Below are 23,026 nucleotides of genomic sequence, written 5' to 3'. Positions count from 1 at the left end.
CTCGAAGTGAGACTGTGCGTTCCTACCATCAAGCAGGAGAGCTGCGAATGCAGCTCTCCACAAAGAAAGTGAATGAAGATGACGATGATACCCAACTCCAATGAAGCGCGGGATATTGCGTACCACTTCCACGCCTATACTGACGCCCGGAAGCATGAAGCGACGACGCCGCTTATCATTGACCGGGCTGAGGGGGCTTACGTCTACGACAGCAACGGGAAGCGCTACCTTGAAGGCATGGCCGGCCTTTGGAGCGTCGCCGTCGGCTTCGGCGAGCGGCGTCTCGTGCAAGCCGCTGCACGGCAGATGGAACGCCTGAGCTTTGGCCACAATTTTACTAGCCGGACGCATATGCCGGCGATCGATCTTGCGGAAAAGCTAGTAGAGATCGCCCCGGTCCCGATGAGCAAGGTGTTCTTCACGAATTCCGGTTCCGAAGCCAATGATACCGCAATCAAGATGATCTGGTACAGGTCGAATGCGCTCGGCCAGTCCCAGCGGAAAAAGCTTATTGCCCGAGAACGCGCCTATCATGGTGTCACGCTGGCCTCGGGCAGCCTGACCGCTTTCTCCTACAATCACGAATCCTTCGACATGCCCATTGCCAACGTCCTACGTACGGGCAGCCCCCATTTCTGGCGCGATGCGGAACCTGGTGAAAGCGAAGAGGATTTTGCATCCAGAAGGGCGAACGAACTGGAGAAGCTGATCCTCGATGAAGGTCCGGAGACAATCGCTGCCTTCTTCGGCGAGCCGGTCCTCGGCGCCGGAGGTGTTGTCGTTCCTCCGCGGACCTACTGGGAGAAGATTCAGGCCGTTCTGCGGAAATACGATATACTGTTGGTCGCTGACGAGGTCGTGTGCGGCTTCGGCCGAACCGGTAACATGTTCGGTTCCCAGACGTACGATATCAAACCGGACATTATGGTTCTCTCGAAGGCGCTCTCCTCGTCATACCTTCCGATTTCCGCTCTGCTCGTGAATGACAAGGTGTACCAACCGATTGCTGATGAGAGCCATCGCATAGGCACCTTCGGCCACGGCTTTACCGGCGGTGCGCATCCGGTTGCGGCGGCCGTGGCACTCGAAAACATCGCCGTCATCGAAGATCGCGACCTCGTCGGCAACGCATCACGCGTCGGTCAATACCTGCGTGACGGCCTGCAACGTTTCTCGGATCATCCGTTGGTGGGAGAGGTTCGTGGCGTTGGATTGGTCGCCGCCGTGGAACTGTTCAAGCAGAATTTCCCAAATGCAGCCGGCCTCAAGAACGGAGAACTGGGCGCCAAGGCAAATGCGTATCTCGCCGAGGAGGGCGTGCTTTTGCGCGCAGCCGTCGACGCGCTCACGATTTGCCCGCCTCTCACGATCACCGTGGGGGACGCAGACTTCTTAATCGAGAAGATCGGCAAGGTTCTCAATCGAGTTACAGCGGAACTCGCCGCATAGCGTACGCGAAATACGGATGGCAGACCACGACAGCGTAGCGGACCGGAGTTTCATGCCCCGGTCCGCATTCGCAGCGATGCTGACGGGACTGATGATCCAACGGCTCGAATTCATTCGGTATTTTTCGAATCGGGTCTCCTGGCTTATTTACTTACCGTCCAAACAGTATATAAATGCTTTAAATGCCATTGGTGGCGCAAGCAAACAGGTGAGACTACATGGCTCTCGATTCAGACACGATGAATGAACTGGTGAATACGGTCGGGCGTTTCGTTAGAGAGCGTCTTCGTCCTCTCGAGGAACAGGTCGCCGATAACGATGCTATCCCGGTCGAAATCCGCCAGGAGATCGCGAATTTAGGTCTATTCGGCCTGACGATTCCCGAAGAGTACGGTGGCCTTGGTCTCAATATGGAGGAAGAAGTCCGGATCGCACTGGAGCTGGGCAAGACCTCTCCCGCCTTCCGCTCGCTTATCGGGACCAATAACGGTATCGGCTCGCTCGGCCTCATTCTCGACGGCACGGAAGAGCAGAAGCAGCGGTATTTGCCTCGCCTTGCCACCGGCGAACTCATCAGCTCATTCGCGCTGACCGAGCCGGAAGCTGGCTCGGATGCTGCGTCGGTACGAACCACTGCAAAGCACACTGAGAACGGCTATGTGATAAATGGCACGAAACGCTTCATCACAAACGCCCCTCACGCCGGTCTTTTCACCGTTTTCGCACGCACTGACGCCTCGAAGCCCGGCGCCCAAGGTGTCTCGGCGTTTCTGGTCGAAGCAGGAACGCCCGGCCTTTCGCTCGGCCCCATCGACCGCAAGATGGGTCAGAAGGGCTCTCATACGTCGGATGTGATTTTGGAGGATTGCCTGGTCCCGTTCGACGCGCTTCTCGGCGGCGTTGAGAACCAGGGCTTCCGTACAGCCATGAAGACGTTGGATCGCGGTCGCCTGCACATCTCGTCGATCTGTGTTGCAATGGCCGAACGCTTGATCGAGGACAGTTTGCGCTATGCAATGGACCGCAAGCAGTTCGGACAACCGATCGCCGAATTCCAGCTCATCCAGGCGATGCTCGCCGATAGTCGCACGGAAGCCTACGCCGCACGTTGCATGGTGCTGGAAACTGCACGGCGCCGTGATGCAGGCCAGGACGTGACGACCGATGCCGCGTGCTGCAAGATGTTCGCAAGCGAGATGGTCGGTCGAGTCGCCGACCGCGCCGTGCAGATTCATGGCGGAGCCGGCTATATGGCCGAATACGGCATCGAACGGTTCTATCGCGATGCTCGGCTGTTCCGCATCTACGAGGGCACCACGCAGATCCAGCAGATTGTGATCGCCAAGAACATGATCAAGGCCGCCTCGTAAGCGTCCCCTCACTCAGCCTTCGTTCTTCGGCGGGCTTGCAAGCACGGCGTCGGAGGGAGGCTGGACCGACGGCTCGAACAATCCTTACGGAGCCCGCTATGACTACAGAGACCCCCTCGCCCCTCGTTCAGAAATTTGGCTCAGGTCTTACCACCACCGAAATCGTTGATGGTGTCGGCCTGGTTTCGATCGACAATCCGCCTGTCAATGCGCTCTCGCGCGATCTCCGCGAAGCTATGATCGACGCCATCAACCATCTCGCTGCGAAACACGACGTTCAGTCGATCGTCCTTCTTGGAAAAAACGGTACGTTCATCGCCGGAGCCGACCTAAAGGAGTTCGGCAAACCCCTGACCGATCCCACATTGCCGGATGTCATTGAAACCATCGAGCAGTGCTCGAAGCCAGTCATCGCGGCAATCGAAGGGGCGGCACTCGGCGGTGGCTACGAAATCGCCCTCGGTTGCGACGCGCGGATCGCGACGGAAAAGGCTGCCGTCGGACTGCCGGAAGGAACCTTCGGAATAATTCCAGGTGCCGGGGGCACCGTCCGACTGCCTCGGGTGACTGATGCCGTCACCGCACTCGACATGATCGCGTCTTGCCGTCAAGTCAAAGCTCCAGAAGCCAAGAACCTCGGCCTCATCGACGCTATTGTTGGGAAAATTCCAGACGATGCGATTGCCTATGCTCGTGCCTTCGGGACCACGAAGATCAGATTAAGGGACAGAGAACCAAAGCCCTTCGATCACAAGGCGTTTGACCTTGCCGTCCAGCAGGTCTTGAAACGCGGTCGCGGGCGACCCTTCGTCTTCGACCAGACCGAAGCAATCTGGCAGGCAGTCACGGTTCCCTTCGATGACGCGCTCGCGTCAGCCCGCACCGCATTTCGGCGCCTCCGCGATTCCGATGAGTCGGCGGCCCTGCGGCATCTTTTCTTTGCGGAAAGGCAGGCCGCGCGTGTCGAGGGCCTCGCGGACGCTTCGCCCTTGTCGATCGAGACAGTCGGTATCGTCGGAGCCGGAACCATGGGCGCGGGGATCGCCGCCGCTTTTCTCGCCGCAGGTTATCCGGTGAAGCTCACGGACCTCAAACAAGAGGCCCTAGCAAGCGCACGGACCCGCATCGAAGGTTTTCTCGCGAAAGCTTCGAACCCCGCCGAGCTGACATTGGTCCATGATCTCGAAGATCTTTCAGAGTGCGATCTGCTCATCGAAGCTGCCTTCGAGGATCTGGCCGTGAAGACTGAGCTCATGGCTCGTTTCGACAGTTTCGCCAAGACCAATGCGATCCTTGCGACCAACACTTCCTATCTCGATGTGAATGTCATAGCCGCCGCGACCACGCGTCCTCAATCCGTCGTTGGACTGCATTTCTTTGCGCCGGCGCACATCATGAAGCTTCTGGAGATTGTTCGGGGCGAAGAAACATCACCGGAAGTCCTGCAGGCCGCTTTTGCGATCGCAAGACGGCTTCGGAAAGTCGCCGTCGTTTCCGGAGTCGGAGAAGGCTTCATCGGCAACCGCATCTACAATGCTTACCGCGCACAGAGCGAAGCGATGCTGATCGATGGCGCAAGCCCGGACGAAATTGATACCGCCCTTGAGGCGCTCGGTTTTGCCATGGGGCCGTTCAGCGTGTCGGACCTGTCAGGGCTCGATATAGCTTGGGCTAACCGGAAGAGGAAGCAGGAGGCCCGCGGGGACAAGGATGGTGACGTTCCGGTCCTCGAATGGCTTGTTGAAGCCGGCCGGCTCGGCCGCAAGACAGGTGCCGGCTGGTATCGGTATGACGATGGCCAACGCGCATCGGACCCAGACGTGAGAAATCTCATCGCGAAGGCGCGGGCACATTATGGCGCTGCGCCGAGGTCGCTGGACCGGGACGAAATCCAGGAGCGCACGCTTTGCGCGATCGTCAACGAGGCCCTGCTCGTTCTGGAAGACGGCATCGCTTCGCGTGCCTCAGATATCGATCTGGTGATGATCAACGGATATGGCTTTCCGAAACATCTTGGTGGACCACTCTTCTGGGCGAAGCGTCAACCACGTTACCGCCTTGAACGTACTCTTGCGACCGTAGTCGGCGGCGGCCGCCGCGGGAACCTCGCATTGCTCGATTGAACCAACCCATACTTTTTGGAGGAATCCGATGTCCCCAGCCTATATCTGCGCCTATATCCGCACGCCGATCGGCCGCTTCGGTGGCTCGCTCTCATCCGTGCGGGCTGACGATCTCGGCGCTATCCCCTTGAAGGCAATCATGGCGCAAAATCCCAACCTCGACTTCGAAGCCATCGATGAAGTGGTGTTCGGGTGCGCCAACCAGGCAGGCGAGGATAACCGGAACGTTGCACGCATGTCGTCCTTGCTCGCGGGCATGCCTGTGAGCGTTCCCGGAACAACCATCAATCGCCTGTGCGGCTCCGGCATGGATGCCACAATCACCGGTGCGCGCGCTATCGCTTCCGGTGAAGCTGACCTGGTGATCGCCGGCGGCGTCGAAAGCATGAGCCGTGCTCCCTTTATCGTTCCAAAAGCCGAGACGGCTTTCTCTCGTTCGATGGAGATTCACGACACAACGATTGGCTGGCGCTTCATCAACCCACTCATGAAAAAGCAGTACGGCGTCGACTCGATGCCGGAAACCGCCGAGAACGTGGCGGATGACTTCAAGATCAGCCGCGAGGACCAGGATGCTTTCGCGGTGCGTTCGCAAGCGAAAGCAGCACAGGCCCAGACAAATGGCCGCTTCGCTAAAGAGATCACCCCGGTCACGATCCCGCAAAAGAAGGGCGACGCACTAATCGTCGACACGGACGAACATCCCCGCGCGACAACCATCGATGCTCTCGGCAAGCTCCGACCGATTGTCCGCGCCGACGGCACTGTGACCGCAGGCAATGCGTCAGGCGTGAATGACGGAGCGGCGGCAATCCTTCTGGCTTCCGAAGCCGCCGTCAAGAAATTCGGACTGACTCCGATCGCACGCGTTCTGGGTGGCGCGACCGCAGGTGTAGCACCGAGGATCATGGGATTTGGCCCTGCGCCGGCGACCAAAAAGCTGATGTCCCGCCTTGGAATGCGCCAGGAGCAGTTCGATGTCATTGAGCTCAACGAAGCGTTCGCATCTCAAGGGCTTGCGACGTTGCGTGACCTTGGCATCGTCGACGACGATCCTCGCGTGAATCCAAATGGGGGTGCCATCGCCTTAGGACATCCATTGGGTATGTCGGGCGCACGGATCACGGGCACGGCGGCGCTGGAGCTGGCGAACACCGGCGGCAAATTCGCCCTCGCGACCATGTGCATCGGCGTTGGTCAGGGCATCGCGATCGCCCTCGCGTCAGTATAAGCATTGAAGGCTGGGCGGCGTCTCGTCGCCCATTCCCGAATTCCAGCTTGTTGTTCGTCACCTGAATGAACGTTGGCGTGCAGAACAGAAAAGCCGCAACCTGGTCGGGCTGCGGCTTTTTCCTTAACCATCACTTTCAGATTGCTTTACGCCATGGCCCGCAGGTCAGGCTTACGCTTTCGACGCGAGGCAAAAGGCCCAAAGGGGATCTCCGGCGGCGCGAAGGTCTCCGCGCTCGCCCGGTCCCAGCGATCGTACCAATCCGCCAACTCCGGAATTTCCTCCTCCGACAGCAGAAACCCTTCGGGCAAATATGGATACGCCTCATTGCCATCAAGGAATTCGTTGTCCGACTGGCGGAACATGAAGTGGTACGGCATGAAGTCGCGAGGATCGGTCAGGCCTGCGGCGCCGGCAATCTCGCTCAAGGCGCGCATCGTATTGCGATGGAAACGCGCGACACGGTCGCTCTTATCACCTACATCAATAGCACGCTGACGGGCCTGATCTTGCGTGGCGATCCCAACCGGGCACTTGTTCGTATGGCATGCCTGAGCCTGGATACAGCCTACGGCAAACATAAAGCCCCGGCCGGAATTACACCAGTCTGCACCAAGAGCAAGTGCGCGGGCGATATCGAACGCGGAAATGATCTTCCCCGCTGCGCCGAGCCTGATATCGTTGCGAATGCCCGCGCCACGAAGCGCGTTATGAACGAAGGTCAGGCCCTCAAGCATCGGCATGCCGACCCGATTGGCGAATTCCACCGGAGCGGCTCCTGTTCCTCCTTCCGCACCGTCAATCACGATGAAATCCGGTTTGATTCCGGTTTTCACCATAGCCTGTTGATTGTCACTGAGAACTGACCCGGTATTTTCACCGAGATTTGACCCACCCTCAGTTATGCGTCGTGGTTTATGACGCGGTCAATGTTTTGGCCTCCTTTCGTGTTTTCTTTGCAGCCTCAGCGCTGGCCTTGAAGCGGTAGCTGTCGTTTCCGGTTTCGAGGATGTGGCAGCGGTGGGTCAGCCTATCGAGGAGCGCGGTTGTCATCTTTGCATCCCCGAAGACCTGCGCCCATTCTGAGAAGCTGAGGTTTGTGGTGATGATGACGCTGGTGCGCTCGTAGAGTTTGCTGAGCAGGTGGAAGAGCAGCGCCCCGCCAGATGAGCTGAACGGCAGGTAGCCGAGTTCGTCCAAAATGACCAAGTCGACCTTCGTCAGCGTCTCAGCCAGTTTCCCTGCCTTACCAAGTGCCTTCTCCTGCTCCAGCGCGTTGACCAATTCCACGGTCGAGAAGAAGCGCACCTTACGCCGGTAATGTTCGATGGCCTGGACGCCGATTGCTGTGGCGGTGTGGCTCTTGCCCGTTCCGGGACCGCCGATCAAAACGACATTCTCGACCGCTTCGATAAACTCGCATCGGTGTAGCTGCCGCACTGTCGCTTCGTTGATCTCACTCGATGCAAAGTCGAAGCCCGTCAGATCCTTGTATGCGGGGAAGCGGGCAACCTTCGTGTGGTAGGCGATGGACCGTACCTCGCGTTCGGCGATCTCGGCCTTGAGCAGCTGCGACAGCATTGGTGTGGCAGCTTCGAACGCTGGCGCACCCTGGGCGACCAAGTCTTCAATCGCATTTGCCATGCCGTACAGCTTGAGACTGCGTAGCATGATCACGATAGAGGCTCCTGCTGGGTCATGACGCATGGCGCTTCTCCTCAGTCCGTCGCAACCCGTCATAGCGATCGACGTTGGCCTCTGGCGTTGTCTGCAATGCCAGTGCGTCCGGCGGATCGACCTCGGGGTGATCTGTCGGTCTGCGGTCGATCAATCGGTGCAACAGGTTCAGGATGTGCGTCTTGGTGGGGACGCCCGCTTCAAGTGCCAACTCCACTGCGCACAAAACGTCCTCTTCGTTGTGCTGAAGGACCAGAGACAGAATGTCGACCATCTCTCGGTCACCGCCTTCTTTACGCAGCATGTGATCCTGCAATTGACGGAAGGCATCCGGCATCTCCGTGAACGGCGCACCATTCCGAAGTGCGCCCGGTTTGCGTTGGATAACAGCGAGATAGTGGCGCCAGTCATAGATGACCTTGCCGGGCTTTCGATGAGACCGCTCGATGATCCGCGCATGCTTGCAAACCGTTTGCCCTTCAGCGACCACGACCAGCCGTTCGGGATAGACATGCAAACTGACACGGCGGTTCGCAAAGCTGGCGGGAACGCTGTAGCGATTGCGTTCGAACGTGATCAGGCATGTGGGTGACACACGCTTACTATGTTCGATAAAGCCATCGAATGCCGGTGGCAGTGCCATCAACGTGGGCTTCTCGGCCTCCCACACGTCAGCGATGGACCCCGGCAAAGCCTTGTGCGGTGTCTCTGTCCAAAGGGCGATACAGCGGTCTTCAAGCCATTGGTTCAGCTCTGCCAGATCGGCAAAGACCGGCATGACCTGCCACATGCGGTTACGGGCATCCTGCACATTCTTCTCAACCTGGCCTTTCTCCCAACCGGCTGCCGGATTGCAGAACTCGGGCTCAAACACGTAGTGGCTGGCCATCGCTTTGAAGCGTGCATTGACATCCCGCTGCTTGCCTCTGCCCACACGATCAACGGCGGTCTTCATATTGTCATAGATCCCGCGGCCAGGCACACCGCCGAACACGCGGAATGCATGCCAGTGGGCGTCAAACAGCATCTCGTGCGTTTGCAGCGGGTAGGCCCGAACCAAGAAAGCGCGGCTGTGTGACAGTTTGATATGAGCGACCTGAAGTTTGACGCGCTCACCGCCGATGTTGGCCCAGTCCTCGCTCCAGTCGAATTGGAAGGCTTCGCCGGGCGCGAACACCAAAGGCACGTAGGTGCCGCGCCCCGTCGTCTGTTCCGCTCGATGCCGATCTTCACGCCATGCCCGGGCGAAAGCTGCTACGCGTTCATAGGAGCCATCATATCCCAGCTTCACCAGATCAGCATGCATGTGCTTCACTGTCCGCCGCTCTTTGCGTGACTTCCGCGTCTGAATTAAAAGCCAGGCTGACAGCCGATCCGCATAGGGATCCAGCTTGCTTGGACGCTTAGGCGTCTTGAACTGCGGTTCCACCGCACCTTCACGCAGATACTTCTTTACCGTGTTCCGAGACAAACCCGTCCGCCGGGCAATCTCCCTGATTGGCATTTTGTCACGCAATGCCCAGCGTCGAATGACACTCAAAAATCCCATGTCGATCACTCCAAATCCCCCCAACCAAAACCGTCGGGGAAGTGTGTTCACATGGGTCAATTCTCAGTGACAATTTATGGGGCTACCGGGTCAGTTCTCAGTGACAATCAACAACCATAGCCTTCACCATGCCGAGAAACTCACGGCGATGACCGATACAGAGCTTGAAGCCTACCGGCTTACCGCCAGATAGTTCGCGCAATCTGGCGACAAATTCCATCAGACCGACAGGCGTGGAGAACGTGCTGTGTGCTGGCGGTGAGATGCAGTCTACACCCATGGGAATGCCCCGCGCCTCGGCAATTTCAGGCGAGATTTTCGACGCCGGAAGCATACCGCCGTGACCAGGCTTCGCGCCTTGGCTTAGCTTGACCTCGATCATCTTTATCTGAGGGTCGGCAGTGATTGCAGCAAACTTCTCCTCTGAGAAGCTTCCATCGTCTCCCCGACACCCGAAATAGCCGGAGGCGACCTGATAAATTAGGTCGCCACCACCTTCGCGGTGGTAGCGGCTGATCCCCCCTTCCCCGGTGTCATGGGCGAAGCCGCCCTTCTTGGCTCCCCGGTTCAGAGCTGAAATCGCGTTGCCGGAAAGGGCACCGAAGCTCATTGCGGAAATATTATAGAGGCTGGCATCATAGGGCTGGCGACAACTGCTCCCACCGATACTCACCCGGAAATCGAAGTCGGTGATATGTGTTGGCGTGGCAGAGTGGGTAAGCCACGAATAGCCGGCGCCATAAACATTTTCGATCGTCCCAAACGGCCTTTTGTCCTCGACACCTTTTGCGCGTTGATAGACCAGCCCTCGCGCCTGCCGGCTGAACGGAACCTCCTCGTGATCAGCCTCGATCATATACTGTCGGATTTCCGGACGGATGCTTTCCATGAGAAAGCGGATATGGCCGATCACCGGATAGTTCCGAAGAATAGCATGCCTTCTTTGCTTGATGTCGTAAACGCCAATCAGCGCGAGCGGAACAAGAACCACGGCAGGGACTGCCCACCAAGGGCTCGAAAGCGCGAGGCCCATGACCGAGAGGAGTGAACCCAAGAGAATTACGAGGAAGATGGCGTACCGCTGGTACAGGATCATAATTCCATTCCCTATTCTTCGTCGACGAGCGGGGCACGCGGTCGGAAGATTGCGATGAAGTACAGGTCGGTGAAAAATGAGGAGCGGCTATGCCGCTCTTTCCGCGATGTTTATGCCGGTGGCGAGGCGATCTTCGATGTAGAGCTTGCGTAGCTTTGCAGTCGCCGGACCGGGTTTGCCAAGTCCAACCGGATGACCATCGATCGAAACAACAGGCATAACGAAGCTGATGGAGTCGGTGATGAACGCTTCTTCCGCATTCTTGGCTTCTTCGAGCGTGACCGCAGCCTGACGTGTTTCAAGCCCCGCTCGTGCCCCGAGATCCAGAACCGACGCGCGAGTAATGCCATGCAGTAGGGCGTTTGAGAGGTCCCGCGTAATCAGAATGCCATCCTTGGTGATGATGTGGAAATTCGCTGAACCTGACTCCGTTATGAGGCCATCCTCCACGAAAAGCACATCATCATAGCCTTCGCGCAACGCCTCCATCTTGGCCATTGACGAGTAGAGAAGCTGTACCGTTTTGATCTGCCGGTGAGCCCATCGCCCATCAGGTGCTGTCTTCATTGTGATGCCACGTTCCCAGCCAGGGTTAGCCAGGATGGTGCGCGGCTGCGTGAACATCACGATCGTCGGACGGAGGCCATCGGTGTAGATAAAATTGCGGTCTTCCGCGCCACGGGAAATCTGCAAATAGACTAAGCCATGCGTAATGCCATTCCGGCGCGCGATCTCCTGGTGCAAAGCCAAGAGTTCACCTTCCGCGACCGGCATCGGAATTCCGAGCGTTTCGAGCGAGCGTTTCAGTCGATCGGTGTGGCCCTTGAAATCGATCAACTTGCCGTCAGCAACGGCAGTTACCTCATATATCGCATCCGCAAAAAGAAATCCGCGATCGAAGATCGAGATCGTTGCTGCCGTCTCGTCCAGCCATTGGCCGTTGACGAACACTGTCCTGCCCATTGTGCGCGTTCCTGTCATTTCGTTGGAAAAAATTGTGGGGCAGTCGCGGTTAGCCAATTGCCTTTTGCAGCTCCGGTAGGACCTCAAAGAGATCCCCGACAAGGCCGTAGTCCGCTACTTGGAAGATCGGCGCCTCCTCGTCCTTGTTGATCGCGACGATCACCTTCGAGTCCTTCATGCCGGCAAGGTGCTGGATCGCGCCGGAAATACCGCAAGCGATGTAGAGCTGCGGAGCGACGACCTTGCCCGTCTGGCCGACCTGCCAGTCGTTCGGTGCGTAGCCGGCATCGACGGCCGCGCGTGACGCGCCGACGGCCGCGCCGAGCTTGTCGGCGACGGGCAGGATCACTTCCTGGAACTTCTCCGACGAGCCCAGCGCACGGCCGCCCGAGATGATGATCTTGGCCGAGGTTAGCTCCGGACGGTCCGAGGTCGACAAGTCGGCAGAAACGAAAGCCGATAGATCAGAAGAAAAGGCTGCCGTCGAGAGTTCCTCGACGGCAGCAGGTGCGCCTTGGGAGGCAGGAGAAAAGGATGAAGAGCGGACAGTGATCACTTTCTTCGCATCGGTGGCCTGCACCGTCTGGATGGCGTTGCCCGCATAGATCGGACGCTTGAACGTGTCGGGGCTCACCACCTCGACGATCTCCGACACCTGCGCCACGTCGAGCAGCGCCGCCACGCGCGGCAGCACGTTCTTGCCGACCGAGGTGGCCGCGCCGAGGATGGTGTCGTAGGACCCGGCGAGCGACACGATCAGCGCCGCCAGCGGCTCGGCCAGATTGTTGGCAAGGCTTGCATCCTCGGCAACCAGCACCTTGGAAACGCCGGCAAGCTTGGCCGCCTGCTCAGCCGCCGCCTTGGCGCCCGCGCCTGCGACAAGCACATGCACGTCGGAACCGATCTTGGAGGCCGCCGTCAGCGCCTTGGCGGTCTGGTCGGAAAGGTGGGCGTTGTCGTGGTCTGCCAGAAGAAGAATGGCCATTATCGTAATCTCCTCAAATCTCGCCGATCAAAGCACGCCGGCTTCGGTCTTGAGCTTCTCGACCAGCTCGGCGACCGTCTTGACCTTGACGCCCGCCTTGCGGCCCGACGGCTCCTCGGTCTTCAGCACCTTCAGCCGCGGCTCCGTCGACACGCCGAAGTTTGCGGGCGACGTCTTGTCGAGCGGCTTCTTCTTGGCCTTCATGATGTTGGGCAGCGAGGCATAGCGCGGCTCGTTCAGGCGCAGGTCCGACGTGACGACGGCCGGAAGCTTGACCTCGATCGTCTGCAGGCCGCCATCGACTTCGCGCGTGACCTTGGCCGAACCGTCACCGATCTCGATCTTCGAGGCGAAGGTGGCCTGCGCCGTGCCGAGCAAGGCCGCCAGCATCTGGCCGGTTTGGTTGGAATCGTCGTCGATCGCCTGCTTGCCGACGATGATGAGGCCCGGCTGCTCGGCGTCGGCCACACCCTTGAGGATCTTGGCGACGGCCAGCGGCTCGACTTGATCGTCGGTCTCGACCAGGATGGCGCGATCGGCCCCCATGGCCAGCGCCGTCCTCAGCGTCTCTTCGGCCTTGGCAGGTCCGATCGACACGACGACCACTTCCTCGGCCTTGCCCGCTTCCTTCAGGCGCAGAGCCTCCTCGACCGAAATCTCGTCGAACGGGTTCATCGACATCTTCACATTGGCAAGCTCGACACCCGAGCCGTCCGCCTTCACGCGAATCTTCACGTTGTAATCAACGACCCGCTTGACTGGGACCAAGATTTTCATAGCAGCCTTGCCTTCCATATAAGGACGCAGCACCGCACCCAACGCGGGCGTGATAACGGCCTACGCTCTACTCCGTGACAGATGCGAATACTTATATTCCGTTCCGTCGGTAAGTAAATAGAAATCTTAGGACGCGCTTGCTCTCGTCGAGGCCGTTATCAGAGCAAGTTAGGTCACCGAACTTCTGGAGGGACTCTTTTTTCCCTTCCGACCCGTCGTTAAGTTGGCAACAAGAAGTTTGATCGGCGTATTGGTGTTTGTCGCGCATTGGTAATGTGGTAGCACAAGAGAAATCCCACTCTACGCGAGCAAACACCTACATCAGAGGCCCAATGAAGCAGACCAAAACAAAGCCCCGCATGGGACGACCGCCCGTTCTCGAAAATGCTCGCGATCGCATTCTTGACGAGGCCGCCGTCTTGTTCGGAGAGGGCGGTTTCGACAATGGCTCTATGAATGTCGTTGCCGAGCGGCTCGGCGTCTCCAAGGCTGCCGTCTACCATTATTTCGACACCAAGCAATCTGTTTATGACGCCATCATTGTACGCACATTGGAGGGACTGCTCGAACATGTCAGTAGAGCTGTTGCGGCGTCCACCACGGCTGACGGTAAGCTGAAATCATTCATGGTTTCGCACGCTGGGTACTTTGAAAAAAACTACTGGGGTTTCGTGTGCATGCTGATCGGATACGGCGGTATGGCAAATCCGGGGCTCAAGTCCGAAGCCAATCAGCTTCGTATCGAGTATGAGAGCATACTCCGGGGAATTCTTCGGGAAGGAATGGCAACCGGCGCCTTCCGCGAGGCGGATGTGACAATATCGTCTCACTCGGTTCTCTCTATGCTCAACTGGATGGTCCGTTGGTTCAAACCAGGCGGACAAAAACGCGCGGAAACCGTCGCAGCGGAATATTTTGATCTCCTTACAAATGGTCTCTACAGCCGATGAGAGTAAGAGCGGCAGGAAGATATCGCAGTGGGGTTTGAGGCAGTTTTTACAGGTCACCACTAGCTCTTCTTCGACTGAACCACCTAGCATCGCGAATGGCATTCTCCAGTCATTTGCGATGGCGCGCTGGAGTCATGGGCTTGCTCGCCTTATGCAACCTTTTCCGTACAAATTGCGTCACATCTATTCCTTTATGCCATTTGGTAATGGACATAAAAAAAAACAAACAAGCCTCGTGTGAGAACGGCGGTGAGAAAGTCGACCACGGTAGCGGCGGGATAGTCCCGCTGCGGGCGGCGTAAAAGTCGTCCACTTTTCCCTTTTCTGCGTGGCGCAGGGAGGGACGAGGGATCTACACCGTGGAATTGTATCTGAAGGTTCGCGTGGCTTGCGACAGGGGCATGAGCCAACGCGAGGCAGCAAGGCATTTTGGCATATCGCGCGACACGGTTCGCAAGATGATTGCGTATTCGGTTCCGCCCGGCTATCGGCGGCAGGCTCCGGTGCGACGCCCGAAGCTGGACGCGTTCATCCCGATCATCGATCAGTGGCTTGAGGCGGACCGTGCGGTCCCGCGCAAGCAGCGTCATACGGCCAAGCGCGTTTTTGATCGCCTTCGTGACGAACATGGGTTTACCGGCGGCTACACGATCATCAAGGACTACATGCGCGACCGGGCGCGGCGCGGCCAGGAGATGTTCGTGCCGCTGGCGCACCCGGCCGGGCACGCACAAGCCGATTTTGGCGAGGCTATGGTGGTCATCGGCGGCGTGGAGCAGAAGGCGCACTTCTTCGTGCTCGATCTGCCGCACAGCGACGCCTGCTATGTTCGCGCCTATCCTGCGGCGGTGGCCGAAGCATGGGTGGACGGTCATATCCATGCGTTCGCCTTCTTCGGGGCTGTGCCGCAGTCGATCGTCTACGACAACGACCGCTGCCTGGTGGCGAAGATCCTGCCCGACGGCACGCGCAAGCGGGCGGCGCTGTTCAGCGGCTTTCTGTCCCACTACCTGATCCGGGACCGCTATGGCCGGCCCGGCAAGGGCAATGACAAGGGCAGCGTCGAAGGACTGGTCGGCTATGCGCGGCGCAACTTCATGGTGCCGATCCCGCGCTTTGCATCGTGGGACGCGTTCAACCTGTGGCTCGAGGAGCAGTGCCGCAAGCGCCAGGGTGACCGGCTGCGCGGCGCGAGCGAGACGATCGGCGAACGCTTGCTGCGCGATGTGGCGGCGATGCGCCCGCTGCCGGCCTCGCCCTTCGAGGCCTGCGACCAGGCCAGCGGCCGGGTCTCCTCGCAGGCGCTGGTGCGTTACAGGACCAACGACTACTCCGTTCCGGTCGCCTTCGGCCATCAGGACGTTTGGATCCGTGGCTATGTCGACGAGGTGGCGATCGGCTGCGGCGGGGAGATCATTGCCCGCCATCCGCGCAGCTATGCGCGCGAAGAGGTTGTCTTCGATCCGCTGCATTACCTGCCGCTGATCGAGCAGAAGATCAACGCGCTCGACCAGGCGGCCCCCTTGCAGGGCTGGGAACTGCCGGAGGCGTTCACGACACTGCGCCGCCTCATGGAGGCGCGGATGGGCAAACAGGGCCGGCGCGCCTATGTGCAGGTGCTGCGCCTGATGGAAAGCTTCGATCTGGCCGACCTGCACGCAGCCGTGAAGCAGGCGCTGCATCTGGGCGCCATCAGCTTCGATGCCGTGAAGCACCTCGTCCTGTGCCGGGCCGAGCGCAGGCCGCCCAGGCTGGACCTCGACATCTATCCCTATCTGCCCAGAGCCACCGTCGAGACGACGTCGGCCAAGGCCTATATGCGCCTGCTGGACCGTGAGGAGGAACCGGCATGAGCAGCGATGCTCCCGAACTCCTGCTCACTCATCACCTGAAGGCGCTGAAGCTGCCGACCTTCCTGCGCGAGCACCAGAAGCTTGCCCGGCAATGCGCGGTCGAGGGCGTGGATCATGTTCGCTACCTTGCCCGACTGGTCGAACTGGAACTGATCGACCGGGAATGCAGGATGGTCGAGCGCCGCATCAAGGCTGCGAAGTTCCCGGCCGCCAAAAGCCTCGACAGCTTCGACTTCGCCGCCATCCCGAAGCTCAACAAGATGCTGGTGCTGGAACTGGCGCGCTGCGAATGGATCGAAAGGCGCGAGAACGTCATCGCGCTCGGGCCCAGCGGCACGGGCAAGACCCATGTTGCGATCGGTCTCGGGCTGGCGGCCTGCCAGAAGGGATTGTCCGTGGGCTTCACCACGGCCGCCGCGCTCGTCAGCGAGATGATGGAGGCGCGCGACGAACGCCGCCTACTGCGCTTCCAGAAGCAGATGGCCGGCTACAAGCTGCTCATCATCGACGAGTTGGGCTTTGTGCCGCTGTCAAAGACCGGAGCGGAGCTGCTGTTCGAACTGGTCTCCCAGCGTTACGAACGCGGATCGACGCTGATCACCAGCAATCTGCCCTTCGACGAATGGACCGAAACCTTCGGGTCCGAGCGCCTCACAGGCGCGCTCCTTGACCGCCTGACCCACCACGTCAGCATCCTCGAGATGAATGGCGACAGCTATCGCCTCGCGCAAAGCAGGGCCCGAAAAACCGCCGCCGTCACCCCATAACAACGCCGACGCCGCATTCGGGAAACTCTGGTCGGGCTACGCCCTCCCGACGTTCCCCGAATGCGCCGCCAAGTGGCCTACTTTTGCGCCGCCCAATGGCCGACTTTTACGCCGCCGTTGACACATTCAATCGAAATGGGTATGCCATTTCGGCATGGGCTGGTGCCAAAAGCGAATTGGCCAAGTCAGCCGCAACCTTTCACGTTGCGTCAGGACGAACGGGGTACCGGTTCGGCTGCCCCGACAAGGGAGTGCTGCATGTCCGTTACAATCGAAGCCGATCTGATCCTGCATAATGGCCGTATCTGGCGCGGCCGGGAGGAGGGTATCAGCGAGGCTGTCGCCGTCTGGCAGGGCAAGGTGCTGGCCACCGGCGACAGCGCCGACATGCTAAGCCTGAAGGGCCCGCGCACCGAGGTCATCGACCTCGAGGGCCGTTTCGCCAGCCCCGGCCTCATCGACAACCACCTGCACCTCATCTCGACCGGCATCACCATGGGCTGGGTCGATGCGACGCCCGCAGCCGCACCGACATTGTCCGTGCTGATGGCGGCCCTTGCTGATCGCGCCGCGACCACCGCCAAGGGTGGCTGGGTGCGGGCCCGCGGTTATGACCAGGTCAAGCTCGATACCGGCCGGCATCCGACACGCGAAGACCTCGATCAGGCGGTGCCGGATCATCCCGTGCTGCTAACCCGCGCCTGCGGGCACATCGCCATCGCCAATTCGCGGGCGTTGGAACTGGCCGGCGTGAGCGAGGCGACGCCCGTGCCGGATGGCGGCGTGATCGGTGTCACCGACGGGCGTCTCAACGGCCTGCTGGCCGAAAATGCCATCAATCTCGTCAAGGCTGCCATGCCCGAGGTGACCACGGAGGAACTGATCGACGGCATAGAGCGCGGCGGGCGGTACCTGCTCTCGCTCGGCATCACAAGCTGCATGGACGCGGCGGTTGGCCAGCTTTCCGGCTTTGCTGAAATCCAGGCCTATGAAATGGCCAAGATTTCTGGTCGCCTGCCGGTGCGTGTCTGGCTGACGCTGCTCGGCGATCCCGGCATTTCTATTGTCGAGGATTGCTGGCGGGCCGGCCTGATTTCCGGCGCCGGCGATGACATGCTGCGCGTCGGGGCGGTCAAAATTTTCCTCGACGGTTCGGCCGGCGGACGTACCGCCTGGATGTCGAAGCCCTATCAGGGCGAGCCCGACAATATCGGCGTGCAGATGCTGCCGACCCCGGAGGTCGAGGCGCTGGTCAAATCCTTCCACGATCGCGGCTACCAGATGGCGTGCCATGCCATCGGCGATGGTGCGATCGAACAGTTGCTCACCGCCTATGAAAAGGCGCTGGCCGCCATGCCCGACCCGGATCGCCGCCACCGTATCGAACATTGCGGCTTCTCGTCGCCGGAACAGGACGCGCGCATGAAGGCGGCCGGCATCCTGCCCGCGCCGCAGATGGCCTTCATCCACGATTTCGGCGACAGCTACATTTCCGTGCTCGGCGAGGCGCGCGGCAAGGGCTCCTACCAGATCGGCACCTGGATGCGCATGGGCCTCAAGCCCTCGACCGGCTCGGATTCGCCGGTCTGCTCGCCCGATCCCTTCCCGAACCTCCATGCCATGATCACCCGCAAGACGGGCAAGGGCACGGTGATGAAGGACAGCGAGCGGCTGAGCCGCGAGGAGGCGCTGCAGGCCTTTACGGAATACGGCGCCTATTCCCAGAAAGCCGAGGGTGTGAAGGGCAAGCTGGTGCCCGGCCAATGGGCCGACATCGCTGTCTTCGACAACGATCTTCTGGAGGCCGCACCTGAAACCATCCTGTCAGGCACCCGCTGCCTGCTGACCCTGCTTGCAGGCCGCATCGTGCATGATGCGCGATAAACGGCTTTGTCGCAAACTTGCCACTTGGACGAACAAGTTGATCAGATACGGTATTCAGGCAGCGAGGATTTCAAACTGCTCGGCGAGCGATGGTGCCGGGTTGTAGGCGTACCTCGCCTGTCGTTTGCGCATCATGTGAACCATTTCGATCCCAGACAGGATCGTCGCGGCGCTGGCGGTTGATTTGAATCCCAGCATGGAACGTATTCGGCGCTTAATGCGTCGATGATCCTGCTCGATGCGGTTGTTCAGATATTGGCTTTGCCGGATGCGGATTGGCTTCAGCGTTCGTCGTGATCGATTTCTCAGGCGGCTTTCGCCATCGCAGGCAATGATCGCCTCGTGATTGGTCTGGCTGCCGTCGATGACGATGCGCTCCGGTCGGCCATGACGGTTCAGCGCTATGCGGATGAAGCGTTTGGCGGCCGGTAGGTCACGGTTTTCGCTGAAGAAGAACTCGACCGTATCACCCAGGCTGTCGACGGCGCGGTAGAGATACATCCAGCGACCGCGAACCTTCACATAGGTCTCATCGACATGCCATTTGCGGGTGACGGGTCGCTTGCGATGGTTGAACTGTTCGAGCAACAGCGGCGAGAACCGCACGACCCAGCGATGGATTGTGGAATGGTCGACGTGAATGCCGCGCTCGGCCATCATCTCTTCCAGATCACGCAAGCTCAGATTGTACGCCAGATATCAGCGTACGCACAGCAGGATTACCGAACGGTCGAAATGGCGGCCTGAAAACATGAACACGCTCCTCTGAAACGGAGGAACTCTCATGCCTCAGCAAGGTTGACAATGGGTTTGCGACAAAACCCTTTCGAGGAGAAGCCGGGTTTCGGGCCGAAAGTCTTTTGGTGGCCAAAAGCACCCGGCCGGCCGGGCCTGGATCGTCGCCCGGCGCGGTCAGAGCCACGGCGTCGCGCAGCGCCGCCTCGTCGGCGCCCCGGCCCAGCAGCCGGACGGCGGCCGTGGCGCATTTCAGCGCCTGGCGGGCGCGCCAGCACCCGGCCCAGACGGGTTCGATGCGGACGAGATCGTCTAGCGATTTCAAGGCGATGCCGGCGGCGAAGGCGGCCTCTAGCTCGCCGGCCGCCCGGCCGCGCGCCAGCGCCCAGCCGGGAAGGTGGGCGGCCGATGCGGCGGTCAGGGCGGGCGTGAGGCGAACCGAATCCATGCCGGCCAGCCTAGCCGACGCGTGCGGTTTGTGCCAGACTTTCCGCCCCGGAACGCACAGCTTGTCTTTGCGCTCTTATGACTGATAATGTTGGCTTATCGTTCGTGTTGGTCTTTATAGAGAAGATGGCCAGAATCGTCGATCAGAACCCCGAAAATCGTACTCGGCACGGCTCCCCTCGATCACAGGAAACATCCTCGGATGTCGACCGCATCGCGCCCTCGGCCGAGCCGGACGCCTCGACCGACGACCTGCCCGACATTGTCGACCTCGTCATGGAAATGAGCCGCGGTCCCGACGATACCACGGCGACTGACAAGGTGGAGCCGGCTTCGCCCCCTCCCCTGCCGGCAGCCACGGGCAAGGTGAACCCTCTTCCCGGCCACCTCGAGCACCTTGCTGACCGGGCGCGGTCCTATGTCGAGGCGGCGAGCTCGGCCAACACGCGCCGTGCCTACGCCTCCGACTGGAAGCATTTTTCCTCCTGGTGTCGCCGGCAGGGTGTTGAACCGCTGCCGCCGGACCCGCAAACCGTCGGGCTGTACATAACAGCCTGCGCCTCCGGCACGGTGACCGGCGACAAGAAGCCGAATTCGGTCTCCACCATCGAACGCCGGCTGTCTTCCCTATCCTGGAACTATTCCCAGCGCGGATTGTCGCTCGACCGCAAGGATCGCCACATCGCAACGGTCATGGCCGGCATTCGCAACAGGCATGCCGCCCCTCCCCGGCAGAAGGAGGCGGTGTTGCCCGAGGATCTGATCGCCATGCTGGAAACGCTCGACCGCGGCTCTCTACGCGGTCTGCGCGATCGCGCCATGCTCTTGCTTGGCTTTTCCGGCGGCCTGCGCCGTTCCGAAGTCACCGGCCTCGATGTCGGCCGCGACCAGACCGAGGACGGCCGCGGCTGGATCGAGATCTTCCCTGGCAAGGGCATGCTCGTGACGCTGCGCGGCAAGACCGGCTGGCGCGAGGTCGAGATCGGGCGCGGCTCCTCCGACGCCACCTGCCCGGTCGTCGCACTGGAGACCTGGCTCAAGCTCGCCCGCATCGGCCATGGACCGTTGTTCCGGCGTGTTACCGGACAAGGCAAGAAGGTCGGCGCCGAACGGCTTAACGATCAGGAGGTCGCCCGGCTGGTCAAGCGAACCGCGCTGGCGGCCGGCGTGCGTGGCGATTTGCCGGAAGGCGAACGTGGCAAGCTCTTTTCCGGCCATTCGTTGCGCGCCGGCCTTGCCTCCTCGGCCGAGGTCGACGAACGCTATGTCCAGAAGCAGCTCGGCCACGCCTCCGCCGAAATGACTCGCAAATATCAGCGCCGGCGTGACCGCTTCCGCGTGAATCTGACGAAGGCGAGTGGGCTGTAAAAGGCCCCCTCCCCTGCCCCGCGTGTTCCCGGTGCGAAGCGGTCAGGAACCTTCGCGCCAGGACAGCTGATCCTTCGGTAGCCGGCCGCTCGGATCAAAGACCCTCACCTCATGCGGGAGGTCGGGGCCCCATGTCCAAAGCACCAGATTCAGATCATCCCTTTCAGCGCCTGGGGCAAAACTCGGCACGAGAACGCCAGCAACACCCTGACCATGGAGCCGGTCATATATCGACCATGACGCGGGCCGATCGCCGTTGGAAAGAGCTGTCGCCCATGCACAGCTCATATCATCAAGATCGACCCGATGCTCGGCTCTCCCTTCCTCTGTCGTCAGGTCGGCGATATCCTCGCAATCAATTTCATACGAGCAGAGCACGCACGGATCTATTCGATGTGCGAAGCCCTGATTGGCTTCCTTGACGGCTGTCATGATGCTTAAGCCGAGATAGAGCGCCGGCACCCCCTTCGGGTTGAAACGCGCACCCCTTACCGCGGCGCCGTCGCCAGATGTCGGCTTGAAGGCCCATCGCGGATCATGCGCCCGATAGCAGGTTCCTACGAACCTCACGCAAATCCGCCAAGCGCCATGTGGTCGAGATAGTCCCGAACGGCCGCGGCCTTTCCTTCCTTGACAAGAGCTTCTGCCGTTCGTCCGCCAAACGCGGGCAAGGGCTGGGCACGATACCAGGCCATGGCTTGTTCCTTGCCGCCGGCCCACTCCGTCACACGGCTGATGATCTCCAGCATTTCACGAAGTCGCCCCTGTGCCTTTGGAGCTCGGCTGCGTTCGGCACGGTAGAGTGTCTCCCGGGCAAGCCCCGCTGTTTCGGCGAGCTGGGTCTTGGACATCCCAAAGCCATCCGCCAACTGGTTGATCGCGATCCGCCCGGCTCGATCCATGTATGACAGCACGAGGGACTCGCTTCGTACTAAAACTTTTTGAGCTTCGGTCACCGTTGCACCTGTCATACCGCAAAACATACTTCTTGTGCAAAATGTATGGCGCTGGTGAGAGAATTGCAATCCTTACCGAGCATCAGGTTCTCGTTCTCTCCGGGACACGAAAATCCAGCCATTTGTCCTCCGTTCGGAGGACAGGTAACGCTGAAACGTTCCAAATGGGCGGAAACCCATGTCGGCGACAGCACCGTCTGACCGGCTAACAGGCTCATCGACTCCGCCTTCGCAGGCTGTTCAAGAGTGAATCCGAGACCTCAAGCCGCGGACCGGGTTCAGATGTCACGTTCTCCGACGTTTGGCGATGTTTTCCTTCATCCAGCCTGGCGCGCAACAGGGCCATGACCATCGGCCAGGTCGAGAATTTCCCTTCCCGCGCCTTGTCGGTCAGGCTGCGCAGATATCCGCCGGCGCTGTTGATCTGGTCGGATCGCTGGTAGATCGCCGCAAGCGCGATTGCCGCCTGAACCTCGCCCATGGCAGCGCTGCGCGAAGCAATCGAGGCTCTGTTGCAAAAATCGTGAAGCTTGAGCATGCTTGGCGGAGATTGGACGGACGGAACGATGACGGATTTCAAGTGGCGCCATTTCCAGGGTGATGTGATCCTGTGGGCGGTGCGCTGGTATTGTCGCTATCCGATCAGCTATCGCGACCTTGAGGAAATGCTGGCGGAACGCGGCATTTCGGTCGACCATACGACGATCTATCGCTGGGTCCAGTGCTACGCCCCGGAGATGGAGAAGCGGCTGCGCTGGTTCTGGCGGCGTGGCTTTGATCCGAGCTGGCGCCTGGATGAAACCTACGTCAAGGTGCGGGGCAAGTGGACCTACCTGTACCGGGCAG

18 protein-coding genes and 4 pseudogenes are annotated in these 23,026 nt (G+C 60.1%); 10 read left to right on the top strand and 12 right to left on the bottom strand.

Annotated features, from left to right (window positions below):
- The first annotated feature begins 78 nt into the window (after window positions 1–78).
- The 4 genes from BLS57_RS18705 to pcaF all read left to right on the top strand — a co-directional run bounded on the left by BLS57_RS18705 (window position 79) and on the right by pcaF (window position 6,173).
- Window positions 79–1,449, top strand: coding sequence for an aspartate aminotransferase family protein (locus BLS57_RS18705; protein ID WP_033967567.1), 1,371 nt, complete (start codon window positions 79–81; stop codon window positions 1,447–1,449).
- Between the two features lie 218 nt (window positions 1,450–1,667).
- Window positions 1,668–2,819, top strand: a complete 1,152-nt coding sequence (locus BLS57_RS18700; protein WP_033967480.1) for an acyl-CoA dehydrogenase family protein — start codon at window positions 1,668–1,670, stop codon at window positions 2,817–2,819.
- A gap of 98 nt (window positions 2,820–2,917) precedes the next feature.
- Window positions 2,918–4,942 carry a 3-hydroxyacyl-CoA dehydrogenase NAD-binding domain-containing protein gene (locus BLS57_RS18695; protein WP_093744152.1) on the top strand — a complete coding sequence of 675 codons (2,025 nt, stop codon included), beginning with the start codon at window positions 2,918–2,920 and terminating at the stop codon, window positions 4,940–4,942.
- A 28-nt stretch (window positions 4,943–4,970) separates the two neighbouring features.
- Entirely contained in the window at window positions 4,971–6,173 is a 1,203-nt protein-coding gene (gene pcaF, locus BLS57_RS18690; RefSeq protein WP_033967481.1) for a 3-oxoadipyl-CoA thiolase, read from the top strand.
- A gap of 146 nt (window positions 6,174–6,319) precedes the next feature.
- Here pcaF and BLS57_RS18685 read toward each other — a convergent pair.
- The 7 genes and pseudogenes from BLS57_RS18685 to BLS57_RS18655 form a co-directional block, all read right to left on the bottom strand.
- Window positions 6,320–7,018 (bottom strand): annotated as a pseudogene (locus tag BLS57_RS18685) (glutamate synthase-related protein); the annotation flags it as partial.
- A gap of 70 nt (window positions 7,019–7,088) precedes the next feature.
- Entirely contained in the window at window positions 7,089–7,880 is a 792-nt protein-coding gene (istB, locus tag BLS57_RS18680) for an IS21-like element helper ATPase IstB (RefSeq protein ID WP_093744151.1), read from the bottom strand.
- On the bottom strand, window positions 7,870–9,399 hold the full coding sequence (gene istA / locus BLS57_RS18675; RefSeq protein WP_139186671.1) for an IS21 family transposase: 1,530 nt from the start codon (window positions 9,397–9,399) through the stop codon (window positions 7,870–7,872). Before istA (BLS57_RS18675) ends, istB (BLS57_RS18680) begins: the two co-directional genes overlap by 11 nt.
- Before the next feature lie 112 nt (window positions 9,400–9,511).
- Window positions 9,512–10,432, bottom strand: a pseudogene (locus BLS57_RS18670) (glutamate synthase-related protein); the annotation flags it as partial.
- A gap of 150 nt (window positions 10,433–10,582) precedes the next feature.
- Window positions 10,583–11,458, bottom strand: a complete 876-nt coding sequence (locus tag BLS57_RS18665; protein ID WP_067941712.1) for an aminotransferase class IV — start codon at window positions 11,456–11,458, stop codon at window positions 10,583–10,585.
- A 49-nt stretch (window positions 11,459–11,507) separates the two neighbouring features.
- Window positions 11,508–12,443: an electron transfer flavoprotein subunit alpha/FixB family protein gene (locus tag BLS57_RS18660; protein WP_067941714.1), complete on the bottom strand. Its 936-nt coding sequence runs from the start codon at window positions 12,441–12,443 to the stop codon at window positions 11,508–11,510.
- A gap of 27 nt (window positions 12,444–12,470) precedes the next feature.
- Window positions 12,471–13,220 (bottom strand): electron transfer flavoprotein subunit beta/FixA family protein, encoded by a 750-nt coding sequence (locus BLS57_RS18655; RefSeq protein ID WP_067941716.1) that lies wholly within the window; start codon window positions 13,218–13,220, stop codon window positions 12,471–12,473.
- A gap of 332 nt (window positions 13,221–13,552) precedes the next feature.
- Between BLS57_RS18655 and BLS57_RS18650 the strand changes: the two genes are divergently transcribed.
- The 4 genes from BLS57_RS18650 (at window position 13,553) to BLS57_RS18635 (ending at window position 18,674) form a co-directional block, all read left to right on the top strand.
- Window positions 13,553–14,170, top strand: a complete 618-nt coding sequence (locus BLS57_RS18650; RefSeq protein ID WP_067941717.1) for a TetR/AcrR family transcriptional regulator — start codon at window positions 13,553–13,555, stop codon at window positions 14,168–14,170.
- A gap of 359 nt (window positions 14,171–14,529) precedes the next feature.
- Window positions 14,530–16,023, top strand: a complete 1,494-nt coding sequence (istA, locus tag BLS57_RS18645) for an IS21 family transposase (protein WP_139186669.1) — start codon at window positions 14,530–14,532, stop codon at window positions 16,021–16,023.
- A complete protein-coding gene (gene istB / locus BLS57_RS18640) occupies window positions 16,020–16,790 on the top strand; it encodes an IS21-like element helper ATPase IstB (RefSeq protein ID WP_067941721.1) in 771 nt (256 codons plus the stop codon). The genes istA (BLS57_RS18645) and istB (BLS57_RS18640) overlap by 4 nt, the downstream gene beginning before the upstream one ends.
- 258 nt (window positions 16,791–17,048) lie before the next feature.
- Window positions 17,049–18,674: an amidohydrolase gene (locus BLS57_RS18635; protein WP_033964672.1), complete on the top strand. Its 1,626-nt coding sequence runs from the start codon at window positions 17,049–17,051 to the stop codon at window positions 18,672–18,674.
- Window positions 18,675–18,728: 54 nt separating this feature from the next.
- On the opposite strand, the pseudogene BLS57_RS18630 reads toward BLS57_RS18635, so the two are convergent.
- Window positions 18,729–19,427, bottom strand: a pseudogene (locus BLS57_RS18630) (IS6 family transposase).
- 94 nt (window positions 19,428–19,521) lie between these two features.
- Window positions 19,522–19,857: pseudogene (locus BLS57_RS18625) on the bottom strand (DUF1403 family protein); the annotation flags it as partial.
- Window positions 19,858–19,982: 125 nt separating this feature from the next.
- Here BLS57_RS18625 and BLS57_RS18620 point away from each other — a divergent pair.
- Window positions 19,983–21,224 carry a site-specific integrase gene (locus BLS57_RS18620; RefSeq protein WP_067940499.1) on the top strand — a complete coding sequence of 414 codons (1,242 nt, stop codon included), beginning with the start codon at window positions 19,983–19,985 and terminating at the stop codon, window positions 21,222–21,224.
- A 42-nt stretch (window positions 21,225–21,266) separates the two neighbouring features.
- Here BLS57_RS18620 and BLS57_RS18615 read toward each other — a convergent pair whose 3' ends face one another.
- The 3 genes from BLS57_RS18615 to repC all read right to left on the bottom strand — a co-directional run bounded on the left by BLS57_RS18615 (window position 21,267) and on the right by repC (window position 22,760).
- On the bottom strand, window positions 21,267–21,794 hold the full coding sequence (locus BLS57_RS18615) for an RES family NAD+ phosphorylase (RefSeq protein WP_033964119.1): 528 nt from the start codon (window positions 21,792–21,794) through the stop codon (window positions 21,267–21,269).
- A complete protein-coding gene (locus BLS57_RS18610; protein ID WP_033964122.1) occupies window positions 21,791–22,195 on the bottom strand; it encodes an MbcA/ParS/Xre antitoxin family protein in 405 nt (134 codons plus the stop codon). The genes BLS57_RS18615 and BLS57_RS18610 overlap by 4 nt, the downstream gene beginning before the upstream one ends.
- A gap of 199 nt (window positions 22,196–22,394) precedes the next feature.
- Window positions 22,395–22,760 (bottom strand): replication initiation protein RepC, encoded by a 366-nt coding sequence (repC, locus tag BLS57_RS18605; RefSeq protein ID WP_244153734.1) that lies wholly within the window; start codon window positions 22,758–22,760, stop codon window positions 22,395–22,397.
- Between repC and BLS57_RS18600 the strand changes: the two genes are divergently transcribed.
- On the top strand, window positions 22,747–23,026 hold a 280-nt coding region (locus tag BLS57_RS18600; RefSeq protein WP_114079914.1), incomplete at its 3' end, for an IS6 family transposase. The genes repC and BLS57_RS18600 overlap by 14 nt on opposite strands.

The sequence above is a fragment of the Sulfitobacter delicatus genome (assembly GCF_900102535.1).
GTDB lineage: Bacteria > Pseudomonadota > Alphaproteobacteria > Rhodobacterales > Rhodobacteraceae > Sulfitobacter > Sulfitobacter delicatus.
The sequence above is the reverse complement of the archived record's forward strand: the minus strand, read 5'-3'. Positions and strand labels throughout refer to the sequence as shown.

Excerpts from the sequence above, each read along its gene's own strand:
- BLS57_RS18705 (WP_033967567.1), top strand. The coding sequence starts at position 79 with ATGACGATGATACCCAACTCCAATGAAGCGCGGGATATTGCGTACCAC.
- BLS57_RS18700 (WP_033967480.1), top strand. The coding sequence starts at position 1,668 with ATGGCTCTCGATTCAGACACGATGAATGAACTGGTGAATACGGTCGGG.
- BLS57_RS18695 (WP_093744152.1), top strand. The coding sequence starts at position 2,918 with ATGACTACAGAGACCCCCTCGCCCCTCGTTCAGAAATTTGGCTCAGGT.
- pcaF (WP_033967481.1), top strand. The coding sequence starts at position 4,971 with ATGTCCCCAGCCTATATCTGCGCCTATATCCGCACGCCGATCGGCCGC.
- istB (WP_093744151.1), bottom strand. The coding sequence starts at position 7,880 with ATGCGTCATGACCCAGCAGGAGCCTCTATCGTGATCATGCTACGCAGT.
- istA (WP_139186671.1), bottom strand. The coding sequence starts at position 9,399 with ATGGGATTTTTGAGTGTCATTCGACGCTGGGCATTGCGTGACAAAATG.
- BLS57_RS18665 (WP_067941712.1), bottom strand. The coding sequence starts at position 11,458 with ATGGGCAGGACAGTGTTCGTCAACGGCCAATGGCTGGACGAGACGGCA.
- BLS57_RS18660 (WP_067941714.1), bottom strand. The coding sequence starts at position 12,443 with ATGGCCATTCTTCTTCTGGCAGACCACGACAACGCCCACCTTTCCGAC.
- BLS57_RS18655 (WP_067941716.1), bottom strand. The coding sequence starts at position 13,220 with ATGAAAATCTTGGTCCCAGTCAAGCGGGTCGTTGATTACAACGTGAAG.
- BLS57_RS18650 (WP_067941717.1), top strand. The coding sequence starts at position 13,553 with ATGAAGCAGACCAAAACAAAGCCCCGCATGGGACGACCGCCCGTTCTC.
- istB (WP_067941721.1), top strand. The coding sequence starts at position 16,020 with ATGAGCAGCGATGCTCCCGAACTCCTGCTCACTCATCACCTGAAGGCG.
- BLS57_RS18635 (WP_033964672.1), top strand. The coding sequence starts at position 17,049 with ATGTCCGTTACAATCGAAGCCGATCTGATCCTGCATAATGGCCGTATC.
- BLS57_RS18620 (WP_067940499.1), top strand. The coding sequence starts at position 19,983 with ATGGCCAGAATCGTCGATCAGAACCCCGAAAATCGTACTCGGCACGGC.
- BLS57_RS18610 (WP_033964122.1), bottom strand. The coding sequence starts at position 22,195 with ATGACAGGTGCAACGGTGACCGAAGCTCAAAAAGTTTTAGTACGAAGC.